This window comes from Aurantibacter sp. (assembly GCF_042094015.1).
GTDB lineage: Bacteria > Bacteroidota > Bacteroidia > Flavobacteriales > Flavobacteriaceae > Aurantibacter.
Map to the genome: position 1 here is coordinate 24,057 of NZ_JBELDZ010000013.1, position 18,955 is coordinate 43,011.

Sequence of the window (18,955 nt, forward strand, 5' to 3'; positions counted from 1 at the left end):
TACTATAGTAACAGCTTTTTTAGTTTTATATTTGGAGTTCTTAAAAAGTCTTATATTTCTACTTTAATTAAAAACAATATGAAGCAGCATTTATATATATTATTTTTTGTATTCTCTACGGTTCTAATTGGTCAGAACGATTCATACTATGAAATCTACCCAAAGTTTGAAGAATGTAAAAATGAAACAGACCAAGCGTTAAAGCTATGTTTTAATAATAAAATTTATAATACATTATTTACAACATTTAAAATACCTCAAGAGATTACAGATTTAAATTATAAAGGTTCTGTACATATTATGTTTGAGGTTGATAAAGAAGGAGCTTTTAATGTGGTTTATGTAGATGCAGCTTATACAAGTTTGAAAGATGAAGCAAAACGTGTGTTTTCAGAATTTCCAAAAATTGAGCCAGCTACTTATAACGGAAATGCATCATACAAACAATTTTCAATAAAATTATTGATTCCACTTCAAGATCAATCACAACCTGTAAATGTTGTAGATAATCTTTCAGAAGAACAACAGAAAGAGAAAAAAATAAATGAGTTGACTGTTTTAGAGCAAAAAGCAAAGCAAGAATTTGATAGTGTTAAAAAAGCAACTAAACCATATAAAGGAAATGCTTATAAGAGTCAGATTAATATCCCATTTAGTCACGAAAATTATTCAAGATTTGATAGGTCATTAAATTTAATAGGAACAAACAATCATACGGCCGCAAAACCCTATAGATATGAAATGGTTGCTGATTATTATGACTTTAATGTTTTAAATGATTCGCTTAAAAAAAGCACAAACACATGGAGTGGTCGTAAACTTTGGAATGAGCATTTAGTACAATTACAAGGTCCAGATTATTGGTTTACGGTAGATCCTGTTTTAGATTTACAGGTAGGAAAAGATACAGATGCGGATTTTTCATACACATATAATAACACTAGAGGAGTATATATTCAAGGTGGATTAGGAAAGAAATTTAGTTTTTCGGCTTCTGTTTTTGAAAGTCAAGGTCGTTTTGCGCAATACTTTAATCAGTATGCGGAAAGTTTAAAGGCCTTTGGTCCAGATCCAGCTATAATTCCTGGTCGTGGAATTGCAAAACGATTTAAAACAGATGCTTACGATTATCCTGTTGCCGAAGGTTATTTGTCTTATTCTCCTGCTAAATTTTTAAATGTGCAATTTGGACATGGGAAGAATTTTATTGGAGATGGATATAGAAGTTTATTTCAAAGTGATGTAGCAAGTCCACATCCATATTTAAAACTGAATACAAAGTTCTGGAATATTCAATACACTAACACATGGACTTGGTTAAGAGATGTAAGGCCAGAAGTTACTGAAGATGGTGCATTTTTAACTAAATATATTGCTAATCATTATTTAAGTTGGAATGTAAATAAGCGCTTAAATGTTGGTTTGTTTGAATCTGTTATTTGGGCAAATACTAACGATAGAGGTTTTGATGTTAATTATTTAAATCCAGTAATTTTTTACAGAGCTATAGAGTTTGAGACAGGACAAGATGCTGGAAATGCTATTGTTGGAGCATCTGCTAAGTATAAAATAAACGATAATATAAATATCTATTCTCAATTTGTTTTAGATGAATTTTCTTTAAATGATATAAAAGCAGGAAACAAAAGTTGGAAAAATAAATTTGGTTATCAATTAGGAGTAAAGTATTATAATGCTTTTAAAGTAAAAGATTTAATGCTTCAGTTTGAATATAATCAAGTAAGACCATACACATATTCTCATAATACAGTTGTTTTAAATTATGCACATAACAATCAGCCAATGGCACATTTATGGGGAGCAAATTTTAGAGAAGCTATCCTAATAGCACGTTATAATTATAAGCGTTGGCTAGGTGAAGCAAAGTTAGTTGGGGGAATTAGAGGATTAGATTACAATAACGGAACAGATAACTTTAGTTATGGAGGAAACGTATACCAAGATTATGACGATAGACCTTTTGATTCTGGAGTAGAAATAGGTCAAGGGATAAAAACAACCACAATTAATGCGAGTGCTCAAATAGGCTATTTGGTAAATCCTGCGTCTAATTTAAAAGCATTTGTAAACGTAAATTACAGAAATTTTAATCCAGAATCAGAAACATTATCTGCGTTTAATAATAGTACAGTTTGGTTTAATTTTGGAGTTAGAGCTGACTTGTTTAATTGGTATTCTGATTTTTAGAAACTATCTAGAAAAGTTTTAATAAAAAACCACAATTTTAAAAATTGTGGTTTTTTTATGTCAAATTCCTATTAAGGCGTATCTTTGCACCAGCAAAAAACAAACCTATATTTTGAATACTAACGTTTTAAAAGAAGTGAAACCTTCAATTATTTCAGATTTTAAAGAAATCACTAAAATGCGTTTAGCATTAAGTGTTGTTTTTTCATCTGTAGCAGGATATTTTTTAGGTGCAGAAGCAATTAATTGGACTACGGTTTTGTTATTAAGTTTAGGAGGCTATTTTATGGTTGGAGCAAGTAATGCATTTAATCAAATTATAGAAAAAGATTTAGACGCGTTAATGAATCGTACAAAAAATCGACCAATTCCTGCGGGAAGAATGTCGGTTACATCTGCATTTGTAATTGCTACAGTTTTTACTTTATTAGGTTTAATAATTCTTTATAATATAAATAAGCAAACAGCCTTATTTGGTGCAATTTCAATCTTTTTATATACTTGTGCATATACGCCATTAAAAACAAAAACACCTTTGGCTGTTTTTGTAGGTGCAATTCCGGGCGCAATTCCATTTATGTTAGGTTGGGTTGCGGCTACAGATAATTTTGGTATTGAGCCAGGTACTTTATTTGCTTTGCAATTTTTTTGGCAATTCCCACATTTTTGGGCAATAGGTTGGTTTTTATTTGAAGATTATAAACGTGGCGGCTTTTTTATGTTGCCAACAGGAAAACAAGATAAAGGTACTGCGGTGCAAGTTATAATGTATACAATTTGGACTATTTTAGTTTCTATTGTCCCTGTGTTTGGAGTTACAGGAGAACTTAAGTTAACTATAATAGCTGCAATAATTGTCTTTTTACTAGGATTAGTTATGTTGTATTACGCTTTAAGATTATTTAAAGAGCGAAGTGTTAAAGCAGCTAGACAATTAATGTTAGCAAGTGTTATTTATATTTCATTAATACAAATTGTTTACGTTTTAGATAAATTTATAAGATAATCATGGATTTAACAGAAGGAACATTACAAGAGAAAACAAATAGATCAAAAAAAATGATGATGTACTTTGGTATAGCATCTTTAATTATGTCTTTTGGAGGATTAACAAGTGCTTTTATAGTAAGTAGTTCTAGACCAGATTGGTTAGTAGATTTTAAAATGCCAACAGCTTTTATAATTAGTGTATTTGTAATTTTAGCAAGTAGTATTACATTATTTGTAGCAAGACAAGGATTAAAACAAGGCAATAAAAATTTAACAACCACTATGTTGTTACTTACTTTTGCTTTGGGAATTTACTTTGTAATAAATCAATTTAACGGATTCTCTGAAATTATTGAGATGGGTTATAACTTTACTGGTCCAACTAGTAATGTTACAATGTCTTATATCTATTTAATAGCTATGGTGCATATTGCACACGTTGTAGCAGGATTAATTTGTTTGTTAGTTGTAATTTATAATCATTTTAAACAAAAGTATACGGCAGATGAAATGACTGGCTTTGAAGTCGCTGCTATTTTTTGGCATTTTGTAGATATACTTTGGGTTTACCTATTTTTGTTTTTATATTTTATGGCTTAATAGCTACCGCTTAAAAATTGAGATATACCTTTAATTACGCGTAGTTTTTAACACAATTTTAAAAATTACGATTCTATGTTTCTTTTGAAAAATAAAATGATTATTTTTGTTAAATATTCACGAACCAATTAACGATATATGAGTACTACAGTTGCAACTGCTGGAACAGAAGGGAAGACTTGGTCTGGAGGAAATGAACCTCTAAGAGCTAGTTATGGTAAAATGATGATGTGGTTTTTCATTCTTTCTGATGCTTTAACGTTTTCAGGCTTTTTAGCCGCTTACGGATTTTCAAGATTTAAATTTATTAAAGAATGGCCAATAGCCGATGAGGTGTTTACGCACATACCATTCTTTCATGGGAATTTCCCAATGATTTATGTTGCGTTTATGACGTTTGTATTAATTATGTCTTCTGTAACTATGGTATTAGCAGTAGATGCAGGACATCACTTAAAACAACAAAAAGTTGCTGTTTATATGTTCTTAACCATTATTGGTGGGATTATATTTGTTGGTTCTCAAGGTTGGGAATGGGCAACATTTATAAAAGGAGAATATGGAGCTATACAAACTAAAGGTGGAAATATCTTACAGTTTGTTGAAGAAGTAGAAGTTGATGGTAAAAAAGATTTTAAGCGTATAGCTATTTCAGATTTTACTACTGCAGCTGCTACAGAACGTGTACAACACGAAAATAAAAATGGACTTTGGTTTGTTGGCGAAGGATCTTTACCAGAATTTCAAATGTCTGATGTTGTTGAGGGAATAAAATCTCATCCAAATGTTTACGTTCGTACTCAAGAAATAAAAGATGGTAAAAAACTAGTTTTATCTCGCGAGGCTTCTGTAGAAACCATAACTAAAAATGGAGTTCGTACTGTTCACGGTGCTAATTTGGAAGTTAATGAATATGGTTCGCCTTTATTTGGAGATTTCTTTTTCTTTATTACTGGTTTTCACGGATTTCACGTTTTTTCTGGAATTATAATTAATATCATTATTTTCTTTAATGTTGTTATTGGAACTTATGAAAGACGTAAGAGTTACGAAATGGTTGAAAAAGTTGGTCTTTACTGGCACTTTGTAGATTTAGTTTGGGTATTTGTATTTACATTCTTCTACTTAGTATAATTAAAAATTATTTTCATTTCGATTATTAATGTCGGAATCTAAAAAGCATATAAAATGGCACACGAACATAAATTAGCAATATTTAGAGGATTATTGAAATTCAAATCTAACACTCAAAAAATTTGGGGTGTATTAATCTTCTTATCTTTAATTACAGCAGTAGAAGTTGTTTTAGGTATTTACAAGCCAGAATCTTTAGAAGGTCAAATTTTAGGGATGAAAGGTTTAAATTGGATATTTATTATCTTAACATTAGTAAAAGCTTACTACATTACTTGGGATTTTATGCATATGCGTGATGAAACTGTTGGATTAAGACGTGCAGTTGTTTGGACAGGGATTTTCTTAATCTGTTACTTAATATTCATATTATTACAAGAAGGTGGATATGTTTTTAATGTTTATCAAGACGGTTTTATTAAGAGAGATTTTTAAATAAAAAATATACTTATACTTAGGTGTAAAAATTAGAGTTAAAAAGGTGGTTTAATTAAGCCACCTTTTTTATTTTTGTACTATGCAAAAAAAAACTATTAAACGTAATCTTGTTTTAGGAATTTTATTCTTTCTTCCTGTCACTTTTTTATTGTTTTTATATCCGGCAAAACATAATTATATACCTCTGGAGATTGTAAAGACAGATGTTTTAGATGTAACAAATTTACTTTCAAATAAAGATGACTCAGTTCAGTTAAAAGATAATATTACCGTTTTAAATTTTATTGGTAATAATCCCGAAAATTATATTACTGAAGCCTCTAATCTTAAAGAGTTAGTTTACGATAAATTTACAGGTTTTAAAAAGTTTCAAATTGTAACGTTAGTTCCAGTTGAAGCAAAAGAAAAAGCAGAACGCTTACGTAAAGAATTAACTAAGTACAAACCTTTAGAGTACTGGAAGTTTGTTTATGCATCTCAAGAAGATATAAATAAGTTATTTAGTACATTGAGAACTTCTAAATATTTAAATTTTGAAGGTTTTGTGAGCGAAGTTTATGTTATTGATAAAGAGTTAAATCAACGTGGTAGATTAGATGATAGATCTAAAGTTGAAATAAAAAAAGAAGCTCAGGTTTATCCATTAACATCTTATAATATGTCTGAAGTTGCTGTGCTTAAAAATAAAATGAGCGAAGATGTTAGAGTTATTTTTACAGAATATAGACAAAAACGTAAAGGAGAGTTTAATTCAACAACACGAAGAGCAGACGATTTAAAAGCGAATTAATTATGAAAAAATCTAACTATTCTTACATTGGTATAGCGTTTATTATTTTGCTTTTTGGAATTATTTTTGTCCCTAAAATTGTAGATCGTATAAAAAACAAAGACGTTACTAGAGATGGCTCTAGAAGTTTCGATGTCTCTAAAGAAACGTTTACTAAAGTAGCTTCAGATTTAGAGTATTTAGTAATAAATGGTAATCGTAAAAAAGTTCCAGAATTTAGTTTTATAGATCAAAATGGTAAGACGATAACTAATAAAGATTATTTAGGTAAAGTTTATATTGTAGAATTTTTCTTTACTACGTGTCCTACAATTTGCCCAAGGATGAATCGTAACCTAGTTTCTATTCAAGATAAATTAAAAGATTTAAACGAGTTTAAAGATTTTGGAGTTGCGTCTTTTTCTATAATGCCAGAAACAGATACGCCAGAAGTTTTAAAAACCTATGCAGACAACTATGGAGTAGAAAATCCTAATTGGCATATGTTAACCGGGAAATCTAAATACGAAGTTTATGATTTGTCTAATGTAGGGTTTAATATTTTTGTAGATACAGAAAATTTTGAACATTCAGGAGATTTTGCTTTAGTAGATAAACAAGGTTATTTAAGGTCTCGAAAAGACAATTTTGGTAATCCTAAAATATTTTATAAAGGGATAATATCAGAACAAGAAAAAATAGACGAAGACGGAAACGAGCAAGAAATAACAATGCTTGTTGAGGATATAAAAAGTTTACTAAAAGAATAAATAATTGATGTCTGGTTTACGCAGTCTAAACCTTTTAATAAAATTTAGGAAAGTTTAATAACTATTAAAAACTTAATAATGGAAAACATAAAAAACGAACAAAAATATAATAAATGGATTGTAGCACTTTCAGTTATTATACCATTAGCAGTAGCACTGCTATTTAGAGTTAATCTTAAAGATTTAGGTTTTGATGTTGTACCACTAACTTTTTTGCCGCCAATTTACGCAACCGTAAATGGTTTAACAGCTATAATTTTAGTTTTAGCTGTAATGGCAATAAAAAAAGGTAATAGAGTTTTACATGAGCGCTTAGTTAAAGTCGCTATAGCGTTGTCTATTTCTTTTTTATTAATGTATATCGCTTATCACATGACAAGTGATTCTACTAAGTTTTTGGGAGAAGGATTAATTAAATATGTGTATTACTTTATTTTAATTACACATATTGTTTTGTCAATAGCAGTTATTCCATTCGTGTTAATCACATTTGTTCGTGGAATAACTAATAACATAGAAGGTCATAAAAAAATAGCAAAAATAACATTTCCTTTATGGTTGTATGTTGCTATTACAGGAGTTGTGGTTTATATAATGATTTCACCTTATTACGTGTAAAACTAGAAATTCTATTTTTTTAATGTCTATTCGGGTGCATTCTAGAACTATGTCTTATGAATAATAAATTAATACTTTTTGTTACAGTTTTACTTTTTACTCTTAAAAGTAGTGCGCAATGCGCTATGTGTAGAGCTGTACTAGAAAGCGAAGAGGGACAGTCTACCGCAAAGGGAATAAACGATGGTATTGTTTATTTAATGATAATACCTTATGTGTTATTTTTTGGATTTGCTTATTTTATGTACAAAAAGTATAATAAGAAGTCTAATTAAATTTTTTAACAAATTTTTGGTAAAAAGACTGTAACAAATTTAGTCCTTTGTAGTCTAATTGGTATTGATAGTAAAAAATCAATGCTAAAAACCACTAATTATGCTAAAAATAAGTAAGCTTCACAAGTCTTATCCAATTGGAGATTCTAGTCTTCATGTATTAAAAGGGATTGATCTTTCTGTTGAAAGTGGAGAAATGGTTGCCATTATGGGGTCTTCTGGGTCAGGTAAATCTACACTATTAAATATTATTGGTATGTTAGATGAAGCTGATGAAGGCGAATATGTTTTAGATAACGTCCCAATAGTTAATCTAACCGAAAAAAAGGCAGCTATTTATAGAAATAAATTTCTAGGATTTATTTTTCAATCTTTTAATTTGATAAATTATAAAAATGCAGTAGAAAATGTTGCACTTCCATTGTATTATCAAGGTTTAAAGAGAAAAGAGAGAATAGAAAAAGCAATGTTTCATTTAGGGAAAGTAGGTTTAGCAGATTGGGCTAAGCATTTGCCAAATGAATTATCTGGTGGACAAAAACAACGTGTGGCCATTGCAAGAGCATTAGCAGCAAACCCTAAGTTATTATTGGCAGATGAGCCAACTGGAGCATTAGATACAAAAACCTCTCATGAAATTATGGAGTTTATTCAATCTCTGAACGATGAAGGGAAAACCATACTTATGGTAACACATGAAGAAGATATCGCTAGTATGTGTAAGCGTATTGTTAGGTTAAAAGATGGTGTTATTATGGAAGATAAATTTGTAACCCAAGTAAGAGCCTCTCAATATGTTTGATATAGATCTATGGCGAGAAATATTTCAGAGTATAAATAAAAATAGAACTAGAAGCTTGTTGTCTGGTTTTACGGTAGCATTTGCCATACTTTTATTTGTTATACTTTTTGGAATTGCAAATGGTTTGAAAAATACATTTGCAGAAGCATTTGTAGACGACGCGACTAATTCTATCTTTGTTTATACAGGCTTTACCACTAAAGCTCATAAAGGCTTACAAGCAGGTAGAAAGATTCAGCTTAAAAACGAAGACCAAGATTTTATTTTAGATGAATATGGTAATAAGGTACAATACATTACATCTAGAATATATAAAAATGTAAGCGCTTCATTCAAAAATGAACAAAATAATTACCAATTAAGAGCGGTAAATCCAGATCATCAGTTTTTAGAAAAAACAAATGTAGTAACTGGTAGGTATATTAATCAATCAGATATTATTAATAAAACAAAAGTAGTCGTTATAGGTCGTTTAGTCGATGAAGATTTGTTTCTAAAAACTACCCCATTAGGAAAGTATATAAATCTAAATGGAATACAATATAAAGTAGTAGGAATTTTTGAAGATGATGGAGGTGATAATGAAGAACGTATGATTTATATGCCATTAACAACTGCTCAACAGATTTATGGTAATAACGATTATGTGGATCAAATTAATCTAACCTATAATCCTGAGTTGGATTTTGATCAAGCTCTAGGGTTTTCAAGATCATTAACAGAGAAATTAAAAGATAGATTTAGTGTTTCTCCAATAGATCAACGTGCTATTCGTGTTAGAAATTTAGCAAACGAATCTCAACAAGTTAATCAAATGACTGGTGCTTTAGGTGTTATAATAGTTATTATTGGCTTCGGAACTTTAATTGCTGGAGTAGTTGGTATTAGTAATATAATGATTTTTATTGTTAAAGAACGTACCAAAGAGATTGGAGTTCGTAAGGCTTTAGGTGCTTCACCAAAATCTATTGTGTCTTTGATACTAATTGAGTCTATAATTATTACTACAATTGCTGGTTATATAGGCTTATTGTTAGGTGTTGGAGTTTTGGAATTGGTTACACCAGTTTTAAAAGAATATTTTATTAAGGATCCAGGCGTGAGTACTACATTGGTTATTTCTGCAACTATTACGTTAATTATAGCAGGAACAATTGCTGGTTATTTACCTGCGAAAAAGGCCTCACAGATAAAACCTATTGTAGCACTAAGAGACGATTAATTATGATGTTTTTATTTGAAAGAGATACATGGCAAGAAGTTTATGATAGTTTAACTAAAAATAAGCTTAGATCAATACTGACTATGATTGGTGTTTGGTGGGGGATTTTATTACTGATCGGTCTTTTAGGAGCAGCAAGAGGTCTAGAAAATTCGTTTAACAGGTTATTTGGAGATTTTGCTACTAATAGTGTTTTTGTTTGGGGACAATCTACAAGCAAACCATTTAAAGGTTTTCAAGAAGGTAGAATGGTAAACCTTACATTAACAGATGCTAAAAAAATTGAAGAAAATGTTGAAGGAATAGAGTTTGTAGTTCCAAGAAATCAAAACTCTAGTTTAGTGGTGAGAAATTTTCAATCTGGTACCTTTTCTGTAAATGGAGATTATCCATTGTTAGATAAGGTACAAAAAAAGAAATTAATTCACGGGAGATTTTTAAATCAATCTGATATAGATGATAATAAGAAAGTAGCTGTAATATCAGAAGATATTTATTTACAATTATTTGAAAAAGATGCAGATGTAATCGGAGAATATATTCAAATTAATAGTATTAATTTTAGAGTTATTGGAATGTTTAAAAACGGAAATCAAAATATGGGTCCAACTAGTGATTTACATATTCCGTTTACTACATTTCAACAAATATATAATCAAGGAGAAAGAATTGGTTGGATGATGCTAACAGGGAAACCTGAAGCAGATATTAAACAAGTAGAAGAAGATGCAAAATTATTATTAAAGAATTTGAATAAAGTACATCCTGAAGATAAACGTGCTTTTGGAAGCTTTAATTTAGGGAAAGAATTTGCTAAAATAACTGGTTTTTTAACTGGAATGCAGTTTTTAACTTGGTTTGTAGGTATAGCCACTTTAATAGCTGGAGTATTTGCAATTGGAAATATTTTATTAATTACCGTTAAAGAGCGAACTAAAGAAATAGGTGTTCGTAGGGCTTTAGGTGCTACTCCATTTGAAATTAAAAGACAAATTATTGTTGAAGCGGTTTTTTTAACCTTATTAGCTGGTTTATTAGGTATAATAACTGGTGGTTGGATCTTAATAGCAATAGATTCAGCTTTTGGTCAAGGGTCAGATGCGGTATTAGTAAATGCATCAGTTTCCATTGCTGTGGTTTTTGTAGCCTTAATTATATTAGTTGTTTTAGGTAGTTTAATTGGATTAATTCCTGCATTTAAAGCTACAAGTATAAAACCAATAGAAGCTTTAAGAGAAGAATAAAGATAAAAAATCAATAAATAGAATAGAACAACCAAAAATAAATACAATGAAAAAAGCACTTAAATTCACTTTAATTATAGGTTTAGCAGTAGCCTTAATTGCAGTTTTAATTTACTTTAAAAATGCAAACTCAAAATCTGTAGAGGAGTTTAAAACATCTCAACCATTTTTCACTTCTATTAACACAAAAACTGTAGCTACTGGAAAACTAAATCCAGAGGAAGAAATAGAGTTAAAACCCCAAATAGGTGGTATTATAGATAAGATTTTTGTAGAAGAAGGAGACATTGTAGAAAAAGGCGATTTAATTGCTAAAATTAGAGTTGTTCCTAACGAACAAAGTTTAGTTGGTGCAAATAGCCAAATTAATACTGCAAAATTAGCTTACAATAATGCTAAAACTTTATACGATAGAAATAAAGCTTTATTTGAAAAAGGTGTAATTTCTAAACAAGATTTTGAAAATAGCGAATTATCTTTAAATCAATCTAACGAATCATATAGGCAAGCTCAAAATAATTATCAGATTATTAAAAAGGGTTCTCTTTCTGGTGGTGGATCAGCAAATACAAGTATTACAGCTCAAATTTCTGGGACTGTTCTTGAAATTCCAGTTCGTGAAGGAGACCAAGTAGTAGAGTCTAATAGTTTTAATGCAGGAACAACTATAGCAACTATTGCTGATATGGGAAAAATGATTTTTGAAGGAAAAGTTGACGAAGCTGAAGTTGGAAAAATTGAAGAAGGGAAAGCTATTAAGGTAATTCTTGGCGCAATAAATGAAAAAGAGTTTCCTGCAAAACTAACATTTGTAGCTCCAAAAGGAAATGAAGTAAATGGAGCAGTACAATTTACAATTAAAGCAGATGTAGAAGTGGAACAGTCTACAAAAATTAGAGCTGGTTATAGCGCAAATGCAGAAATAGAATTAGAGCAAAAAGATAGTGTAATGGTTATAAAAGAATCATTATTACAGTTTAATCGTTTCACAGAAAAACCATTTGTAGAGATTGAAACAAGCACTGGCAAATTCGAAAAGAAAGATGTAGAACTAGGTCTTTCTGATGGGATTAATGTAGAGATTACTGAAGGTGTAAAAGAAGAGGATAAAATAAAAGTTTGGAACAAAGCTTCAAAAGACGATAATGATGAAGAAGAAGAATAAAATTTTATTAGTATTAGCGCTGTGCTTTAGTTTTACAATTTATGCGCAAAACAAACAGTGGACTTTGCAAGAAGCTGTTGAGTATGCACTTCAGAATAATATATCTGTAAAGCAAAGTCAAAATGCAATTTTGTCTGGAGAACAAGATGTAATTGCTGCAAAAGGACAATTTTTACCAACTTTAAGTTTTAGTACTAATTATAATTTAAATATAGGGACAGAGCAATTGTTTGCTGGTCAATTTGTAGATAGAACATCTAACACTATTAGTTTAGGTGCAGGAATTAATCAAACCATATTTAATGGTTTTAGAACTCTAAATCTCTATAAGCAATCTAAACTAAGTAACGAAATTAATCAGTTAGAGTTAGCAAGAATTCAAGACGATATTTCATTAAATGTTGTAAACGCTTATTTGAATATTTTATTTAATAAAGAAAACTTAGATGCAGCAATAATTCAATTAGGCTTTTCAAAAAAACAATTTGATCAAGTAAAAGAATTGGTGGATGCAGGTGTTCAGCCAAGAGCAAATATGTTAGATACAGAAGCTAATGTTTTTCAAGAAGAACAAAATGTAACGGTTGCAAAAAATAATTATGATTTATCTTTGCTATCTATGGCGCAATTATTACAACTGCCAGTTGCTAATTTTGATGTGCAAATTATTGATGTAAATCAACCAAGTTCTAATGTTTTATATGAAAATATTCAGCCAATATTAGACTATGCCTATAAAAATAGAAATGAAGTGAAATTAGCTGAAAAGCAAATTGAAAATGCAGCGCTTTCTACAGAGATATCAAAATCAGGTTATTACCCTTCTTTGACTGGGAATTATAATTATGGGTCTAATGCGTTTTATACTAATCTAACAAATTTGGAGAACTCGTTTTTTACACAAATTAGCGATAATAAAGGTCATGGATTTGGACTTAGATTAAGTGTTCCTATTTTTTCTCAATTTCAAAACCGTACAAGTGTAGCTAAATCAAAGATACAAGAGGAGAATGCTAAATTGAACTTAGATCAAGCTAAACTAACTTTAGAGTCTAATATACAAAGAGCTTTTACAGATGCAAAAGCATCTTATAGGACTTTTGAAGCTTCTAAAAAAGCACTTTTAGCTCAAGAGTTGGCTTTACAAAATGCACAAGATAGATATAATCTAGGAGCATTTAATGCTTTCGATTTAGAGCAAACGCGTTTAAGGTTTGTAAATGCACAAACAGCATCAATTAATGCAAAGTACGATTTTGTGTTTAAAACAAAAGTATTAGATTTTTATCTTGGTAAACCAATAACACAATAATATTTTGGCTTATATATTAAGTATAGAAACATCTACAACAAATTGCTCAGTCTCACTATCTAAAAATGGTGAGACTTTGCTGTTAAAAGAGAATTATGGAAATGGTTATTCTCATGCAGAAAGATTACATCTTTACATAGAAGAGGTTTTAGAGCAAGCTAGTATAGGAAAATCAGAATTAAATGCAATTGCAGTTGGTAAAGGTCCTGGATCTTACACAGGTTTGCGTATTGGTGTTTCTGCGGCAAAAGGTTTGTGTTATGCTTTAAATATACCATTAATTTCAATTTCTACCTTAGAATCTTTAGCGCATCAAGTTAAGATAGACTCTGGTTTAATTGTGCCAATGTTAGATGCAAGACGTATGGAAGTGTATTCCGCAGTATATTCTTTTGAGTTAAAAGAAAAAAGAGAGGTTAAAGCCCAGGTTTTAGATCAAAACTCATTTTTAAATGAGTTACAAAATCAAAAAGTAGTTTTTATTGGAAATGGTGTAGAAAAAATGAAAACATTATTGAAATCTAAAAACGCAATATTTATTGATGATAAATTACCTTCAGCAAATCAAATGAGTAGTTTAGCATATAAAAAATTTGCATCTAAAATGTTTGAAGATGTTGCCTATTTTGAACCTTACTATTTAAAAGACTTTGTTGCTATAAAGCCTAAACCAAAAGTTTAAAATTTGGTATTATAAATAAAAACACCTAAGTTCAATGAACTTAGGTGTTTTTATTTATAGAAATAGATTTTTTTATCCTTCTTTTTGTATTTCAACACTATGAGGGTAAGGAATTTCAATTCCAGCAGCATCAAGTGCTTCTTTTGTTTGTTCTGTAATATCAAAATAGACGTCCCAATAATCATCGGAAGTAGACCAAGGACGTACAGCAAAGTTAACAGAGCTATCTGCTAATTCACTAACGTTTACTGTTGGTGCAGGATTTTTTAATACTTTAGGATGATTGTTTAAAACACTCATTAAAACCTCTTTGGTTTTCTTTATATCGGAATCATAACCAACTCCAAAGGTTAAATCAACTCTACGTGTACCTTCTGTAGAATAATTAATAATATTTCCGTTAGATAAAGAACCATTAGGGATAATGATTTCACGATTAGATAACCCAGTTAGTTTAGTAGTGAAGATTTCAATTTCTTTAACAACTCCAACTTCGCCTTGAGCTTCAATTAAATCTCCAATTTTAATAGGTTTAAAAATCATTATTAAAACGCCGCCAGCAAAATTACCTAAACTACCTTGTAATGCCATTCCAATAGCTAAACCTGCGGCTGCTAAAATTGCTGCAAAAGAAGTGGTCTCAATACCAAGTGTGCCTAATACAACTAATATTAAAACAATTTTTAAGATCCAACTTAAAAGGTTAAGTAAGAATTTTTTTAAACTAGCTTCATAATCTTTTTTATCCATCACATTGCTAACTCCTTTAAGAGCATTTTTTATAATCCAAGATCCAATAATCCAAATTAAAAAAGCAGCAATCACTTTAGGTCCAAAATCTATAATTATCTCGTAACCTTTATCAATCCATTTTTGTAATTCCATAAAATTTATTTTCTAATATAATTAAGTGTCAAACTTAATAAATTTGTTTGATATAATTCTTTTTTTTACCCAAATGCTCTTTTTTGAATTTGACATCAAAAACATTGAAAGTATACACTTAATCGTTTTTTGTTGTTGTTTGCTCTATAAAATAAGATGGTGTTACAACTTAAAAAGTTATATTTGTAAGTAAAATTGCTTTTTGTTAATCATTTTGAAAACATTATTATGAAAAAAAAATTACTTATTTGTTTTTTGGTATTTAACTCATTCCTAATGTATTCTCAAGATGTTTCTATGCAGAACGGTACATTTAATCAATGTACTGGTGTTTTTACAGATTCAGGATCTGGAGGAAATTACGGTAATGATGAGAATTTTACAATAACAATTTGCCCAGACACATCAGGAACAGTGATGTCTTTAGACTTTACAAGTTTTAGCACACAGGCAAATGCAGATATTTTAACTATTTATGATGGTGATTCTACTGCTTCTCCAGTTTTGGGAACTTATTCAGGCGGACCAACAAGCTCTCCAGGTTTAGTTATAGCTTCTCCAACAAATACTTCAGGTTGTCTTACAATAAATTTTACGAGTGATGCAAGTGTTAATTCTGTTGGTTGGACAGCAGATATTCAGTGTGCTGCACCTTGTCAAACTATAACTCCTTCAATAGATAGTACAAGTCCAGTGGCTCAAGCATCAGGAATTGTAGAGGTTCCAGTTGGTGTTAATGTCGATTTTTTTGGAAGTGCGATATTTTCAGATTCTCCAGCTAACGCTAATTATAATTGGGATTTTGGTACAGGTGCAGATGCAAATACGCAAAATGCAAGTTTTACCTATCCTACTTCGGGATCGTTTACTGTTACATATACAGTTTCAGATGATAATCCTCTAGGGTGTTCAGAGAGTGTTCAGATTGAAGTATTGGTTTTAGAAGCAATTATTACCTCAAACAATGCTGCTTTTCCTGAGTCAAGTTTTTCTATTGAAGAACTAATTGATCAGGTTTTAGTTTCTGGAGGTTGTTCAGGTGTTAGTAATTTTAGTTCACAAGTTTTTGGTCAACCAGATGACCTAGTTACAAAAAGTTATGGTTACTTTACTCAAGGTGGAGCTTTAGGATTTCCTTTTGAAAGAGGAATTATTTTGTCTACTGGTAATGCTAGTTTGGCAGGTAATACAGTTAGAGGGGTTAGAAACGATGTTGGTAATGGACAAGGTGGAGATGTTGATTTGGAAACAGCTTTAGGTCAAACAGGAACTAATGATGCAACTTTTGTTAAGTTTGATTTTGTGCCAACAGGAGATAATATAAGTTTTAGATATATAATGGCTTCAGAAGAGTATGATGGAGGTACAGAGTGTAATTTTGCTGATAGTTTTGCCTTTTTGTTGCGAGAAGTTGGTACTCCTGCTTATCAAAATTTGGCAGTGCTTCCAGATGGTACGCCTGTAAGTGTATTGAATATAAATAATGCCCCTGGATGTCTGTCTAATCCTGCCTTTTTTGAAGGTTATACTGTTGGTCAGACAAATTATAATGGAAGAACTAAGGTTTTAACAGCATCAGCTAATGTGGTTGCTGGAACAACTTATGAAATAAAATTAGTCGTTGCTGACCAGGGAGATTCAGCTTGGGATTCTGCAATTTTTTTAGAAGCAGGAAGTTTTAATTTGGGAGGAGATTTAGGAGATGATATTACTATTGCTGCTGGAAATTCTACTTGTTTAGGAAATTCGTTAACTTTAGACACACAAGCAGATTCTACAGTGCCACATATTTGGTATTTTAATGGAGTAGAAATTATAGGAGAAGTAAGTTCAACTATAGATGTTTCTAATGCAGGAATATATTCAGTAGATGTTATTTTTGACGTTACTTGTACAGCTAATGATGAAATTGTTGTAGAGTTTGTAACTCCAGCAACAGTTGGGGTATTAGATAACTTAACAGAATGTTCTCAAAATGCAACAGAAGAGTTTGATTTATCTGTAAATACACCACTAGCCTTAGGAACACAATCTATAACAGAATATTCGGTAAGCTACCATATTAGCCAATTAGATGCGGATAACGATGCTAATCCTATTCCAAATCCAACAATTTTTTCTGGTACAGATGGACAAATTATTTATGTAAGAGTTGAAGATGTCTCTACACAAAGTTGTTTTGTAACCGACACTTTTACTCTAAGTTTAAATGGTACTACTACAGAAGTAGTAGCTGATTTGGTACTTTGCGATGATAATTCTTCTGGCGATGGTTTTGAGTTTTTTAATTTAGAATCTCAAACTGCAACTGTTCTAGGGACTCAGTCAGCTGCCGATTACACAGTTACATATCATTTAACACAAGCAGGAGCAGATGCTAATACCGGAGTTTTAGTTAGTCCATACCAAAACACAAGTAATCCTCAAAGAGTATTTATAAGGGTTGAAAACAATGTTTCTCAGTCTTGTTTTTCAACAACATTTTTTGATTTAATTGTTAATGATCTTCCAACAATAGTTGCAATTCCAGATTATGAATTATGTGATAATGATATCGATGGAAGCAATACAAATGGTTTTGTAGAATTTGATTTAACGACATTAGATGCTACTGTTATTAATGGTCAGGCAAATACTCAAGTTATTTATTTTGAAGATTTTACGGATGCAAATAACAACATAAATCCTATACTAAATCCAAATACCTACACAAATACAACAGCAAATACTCAAGAGCTTTTTGTAAGATTAACAAATATGGTAACTTTATGTAGTCAGGTTACAAGTTTTAATATAGTTGTTAATCCAATCCCAGTTTTAATTAATGCAACTTTGGTTCAATGTGATGAAGATGGAGTGCCAGATGGTTTTACAGTATATAATTTAAATGAAGGTAACGAAAACGTAATTACAACAGGAGTTGTGGGAGATTATTTGTTTGAACATTACTTGAATTTAGCAGATGCTCAGGCTCAAGCGAATGTTCTAGCTTCAAGTCCTTTTACTAATACTGTAAATCCTCAAACAATAATAATTAGAGTTCAAAACAACACTTCAGGTTGTGTTAATTATGCAGAGATAACTTTAGATGTTACAGCAACAGATATTAGCGGTGCAGATTTAGATGAATGTGATGATGATTATGATGGTTTTGTAGAGTTTGATTTAACCGAAGCAGATGCCATAATACTTGCCTCTTTGCCGCCTGGTTTAACGGTAGATTATTATGAATCTACTATTGATGCTCAATTAGAGCAAAATCAACTTCCTGATAATTACACTAATACAGTTCCATTTCTTCAAACTATTTTTGTTCGTGTAGAAAATGCTAACGATTGTTTTGGAATAAGCTCTATAGATTTAACAGTTAACCCTTTGCCCCAAAACAATTTAATAAACGATTTTACACTTTGTAGTGATACTCCAAATGCAGCGGTAGTAGATTTAAGTCAATTTGATTCTGACATTTTAGGAACACAGAACCCTTTAGATTTTACAATAGCTTATTTTGAAAATCAATCAGATGCAAATGCAAATTCTAATGCACTTACTAATCCATTCACAACAAGTTCTAATAGTCAAAATTTCTTTGTTAGAGTTACTAATAATGTAACGGGATGTTTTATAACTACAATAAATTTTACAGTAAACTTTAACCCTAATCCATTATCAGTTCCACCAACGTCCTTAGAAGTTTGTGATGATACAGTTCCAGATGGATTTACAATTATAGATTTAAACGTAAAAAACACTGAGATTACAGGAGGCAATACAGATTATGCTGTCACTTATTATTTAACATTAATGGATGCGGAAAATGAAATAAACCCATTGCCAATTC

Annotated in this window: 17 protein-coding genes; 16 read left to right on the forward strand and 1 reads right to left on the reverse strand. The window is 30.6% G+C overall.

Annotated features, from left to right (window positions below):
* Nucleotides 1–78: 78 nt before the first annotated feature.
* The 15 genes from ACFDSN_RS03425 to tsaB all read left to right on the forward strand — a co-directional run bounded on the left by ACFDSN_RS03425 (nt 79) and on the right by tsaB (nt 14,229).
* Nucleotides 79–2,208, forward strand: coding sequence for a gliding motility protein RemB (locus ACFDSN_RS03425; protein WP_375238427.1), 2,130 nt, complete (start codon nt 79–81; stop codon nt 2,206–2,208).
* Nucleotides 2,209–2,320: 112 nt separating this feature from the next.
* On the forward strand, nt 2,321–3,214 hold the full coding sequence (gene cyoE / locus ACFDSN_RS03430; protein ID WP_375238428.1) for a heme o synthase: 894 nt from the start codon (nt 2,321–2,323) through the stop codon (nt 3,212–3,214).
* Between the two features lie 2 nt (nt 3,215–3,216).
* Complete coding sequence (locus tag ACFDSN_RS03435; RefSeq protein WP_375238429.1) at nt 3,217–3,798, forward strand: heme-copper oxidase subunit III; 582 nt, start codon at nt 3,217–3,219, stop codon at nt 3,796–3,798.
* 138 nt (nt 3,799–3,936) lie between these two features.
* Entirely contained in the window at nt 3,937–4,932 is a 996-nt protein-coding gene (locus ACFDSN_RS03440) for a cytochrome c oxidase subunit 3 (protein WP_375238430.1), read from the forward strand.
* Nucleotides 4,933–4,986: 54 nt separating this feature from the next.
* Complete coding sequence (locus ACFDSN_RS03445; RefSeq protein ID WP_375238431.1) at nt 4,987–5,367, forward strand: cytochrome C oxidase subunit IV family protein; 381 nt, start codon at nt 4,987–4,989, stop codon at nt 5,365–5,367.
* Nucleotides 5,368–5,449: 82 nt separating this feature from the next.
* Nucleotides 5,450–6,160 carry a hypothetical protein gene (locus tag ACFDSN_RS03450; RefSeq protein ID WP_375238432.1) on the forward strand — a complete coding sequence of 237 codons (711 nt, stop codon included), beginning with the start codon at nt 5,450–5,452 and terminating at the stop codon, nt 6,158–6,160.
* Between the two features lie 2 nt (nt 6,161–6,162).
* Nucleotides 6,163–6,909, forward strand: coding sequence for an SCO family protein (locus ACFDSN_RS03455; protein ID WP_375238433.1), 747 nt, complete (start codon nt 6,163–6,165; stop codon nt 6,907–6,909).
* Nucleotides 6,910–6,987: 78 nt separating this feature from the next.
* Nucleotides 6,988–7,527: a DUF420 domain-containing protein gene (locus ACFDSN_RS03460; RefSeq protein WP_375238434.1), complete on the forward strand. Its 540-nt coding sequence runs from the start codon at nt 6,988–6,990 to the stop codon at nt 7,525–7,527.
* Nucleotides 7,528–7,583: 56 nt separating this feature from the next.
* Complete coding sequence (locus tag ACFDSN_RS03465) at nt 7,584–7,802, forward strand: hypothetical protein (RefSeq protein WP_375238435.1); 219 nt, start codon at nt 7,584–7,586, stop codon at nt 7,800–7,802.
* A 100-nt stretch (nt 7,803–7,902) separates the two neighbouring features.
* Entirely contained in the window at nt 7,903–8,604 is a 702-nt protein-coding gene (locus ACFDSN_RS03470) for an ABC transporter ATP-binding protein (protein ID WP_375238436.1), read from the forward strand.
* Nucleotides 8,597–9,826 carry an ABC transporter permease gene (locus ACFDSN_RS03475; RefSeq protein WP_375238437.1) on the forward strand — a complete coding sequence of 410 codons (1,230 nt, stop codon included), beginning with the start codon at nt 8,597–8,599 and terminating at the stop codon, nt 9,824–9,826. Before ACFDSN_RS03470 ends, ACFDSN_RS03475 begins: the two co-directional genes overlap by 8 nt.
* 2 nt (nt 9,827–9,828) lie before the next feature.
* On the forward strand, nt 9,829–11,070 hold the full coding sequence (locus ACFDSN_RS03480; RefSeq protein WP_375238438.1) for an ABC transporter permease: 1,242 nt from the start codon (nt 9,829–9,831) through the stop codon (nt 11,068–11,070).
* Between the two features lie 46 nt (nt 11,071–11,116).
* Nucleotides 11,117–12,235 (forward strand): efflux RND transporter periplasmic adaptor subunit, encoded by a 1,119-nt coding sequence (locus ACFDSN_RS03485; RefSeq protein ID WP_375238439.1) that lies wholly within the window; start codon nt 11,117–11,119, stop codon nt 12,233–12,235.
* Nucleotides 12,216–13,547 (forward strand): TolC family protein, encoded by a 1,332-nt coding sequence (locus tag ACFDSN_RS03490; RefSeq protein ID WP_375238440.1) that lies wholly within the window; start codon nt 12,216–12,218, stop codon nt 13,545–13,547. The genes ACFDSN_RS03485 and ACFDSN_RS03490 overlap by 20 nt, the downstream gene beginning before the upstream one ends.
* A 4-nt stretch (nt 13,548–13,551) precedes the next feature.
* On the forward strand, nt 13,552–14,229 hold the full coding sequence (gene tsaB, locus ACFDSN_RS03495) for a tRNA (adenosine(37)-N6)-threonylcarbamoyltransferase complex dimerization subunit type 1 TsaB (protein WP_375238441.1): 678 nt from the start codon (nt 13,552–13,554) through the stop codon (nt 14,227–14,229).
* Between the two features lie 72 nt (nt 14,230–14,301).
* Here the strand turns inward: tsaB and ACFDSN_RS03500 are convergent, their stop codons facing one another.
* Nucleotides 14,302–15,114, reverse strand: coding sequence for a mechanosensitive ion channel family protein (locus ACFDSN_RS03500; protein ID WP_375238442.1), 813 nt, complete (start codon nt 15,112–15,114; stop codon nt 14,302–14,304).
* 228 nt (nt 15,115–15,342) lie between these two features.
* On the opposite strand from ACFDSN_RS03500, the gene ACFDSN_RS03505 reads away from it, so the two are divergent.
* Nucleotides 15,343–18,955 (forward strand): choice-of-anchor L domain-containing protein (locus tag ACFDSN_RS03505; protein WP_375238443.1); only part of this gene is annotated, 3,613 nt, incomplete at its 3' end.

What these genes read in the sequence shown, in the direction of transcription:
- ACFDSN_RS03455 (WP_375238433.1), top strand. Translation starts at nt 6,163, where the DNA reads ATGAAAAAATCTAACTATTCTTACATTGGTATAGCGTTTATTATTTTG.
- ACFDSN_RS03475 (WP_375238437.1), top strand. Translation starts at nt 8,597, where the DNA reads ATGTTTGATATAGATCTATGGCGAGAAATATTTCAGAGTATAAATAAA.
- ACFDSN_RS03435 (WP_375238429.1), top strand. Translation starts at nt 3,217, where the DNA reads ATGGATTTAACAGAAGGAACATTACAAGAGAAAACAAATAGATCAAAA.
- ACFDSN_RS03490 (WP_375238440.1), top strand. Translation starts at nt 12,216, where the DNA reads ATGATGAAGAAGAAGAATAAAATTTTATTAGTATTAGCGCTGTGCTTT.
- ACFDSN_RS03480 (WP_375238438.1), top strand. Translation starts at nt 9,829, where the DNA reads ATGATGTTTTTATTTGAAAGAGATACATGGCAAGAAGTTTATGATAGT.
- ACFDSN_RS03450 (WP_375238432.1), top strand. Translation starts at nt 5,450, where the DNA reads ATGCAAAAAAAAACTATTAAACGTAATCTTGTTTTAGGAATTTTATTC.
- ACFDSN_RS03500 (WP_375238442.1), bottom strand. Translation starts at nt 15,114, where the DNA reads ATGGAATTACAAAAATGGATTGATAAAGGTTACGAGATAATTATAGAT.
- ACFDSN_RS03485 (WP_375238439.1), top strand. Translation starts at nt 11,117, where the DNA reads ATGAAAAAAGCACTTAAATTCACTTTAATTATAGGTTTAGCAGTAGCC.
- ACFDSN_RS03440 (WP_375238430.1), top strand. Translation starts at nt 3,937, where the DNA reads ATGAGTACTACAGTTGCAACTGCTGGAACAGAAGGGAAGACTTGGTCT.
- ACFDSN_RS03445 (WP_375238431.1), top strand. Translation starts at nt 4,987, where the DNA reads ATGGCACACGAACATAAATTAGCAATATTTAGAGGATTATTGAAATTC.
- ACFDSN_RS03425 (WP_375238427.1), top strand. Translation starts at nt 79, where the DNA reads ATGAAGCAGCATTTATATATATTATTTTTTGTATTCTCTACGGTTCTA.
- ACFDSN_RS03465 (WP_375238435.1), top strand. Translation starts at nt 7,584, where the DNA reads ATGAATAATAAATTAATACTTTTTGTTACAGTTTTACTTTTTACTCTT.
- ACFDSN_RS03460 (WP_375238434.1), top strand. Translation starts at nt 6,988, where the DNA reads ATGGAAAACATAAAAAACGAACAAAAATATAATAAATGGATTGTAGCA.
- ACFDSN_RS03470 (WP_375238436.1), top strand. Translation starts at nt 7,903, where the DNA reads ATGCTAAAAATAAGTAAGCTTCACAAGTCTTATCCAATTGGAGATTCT.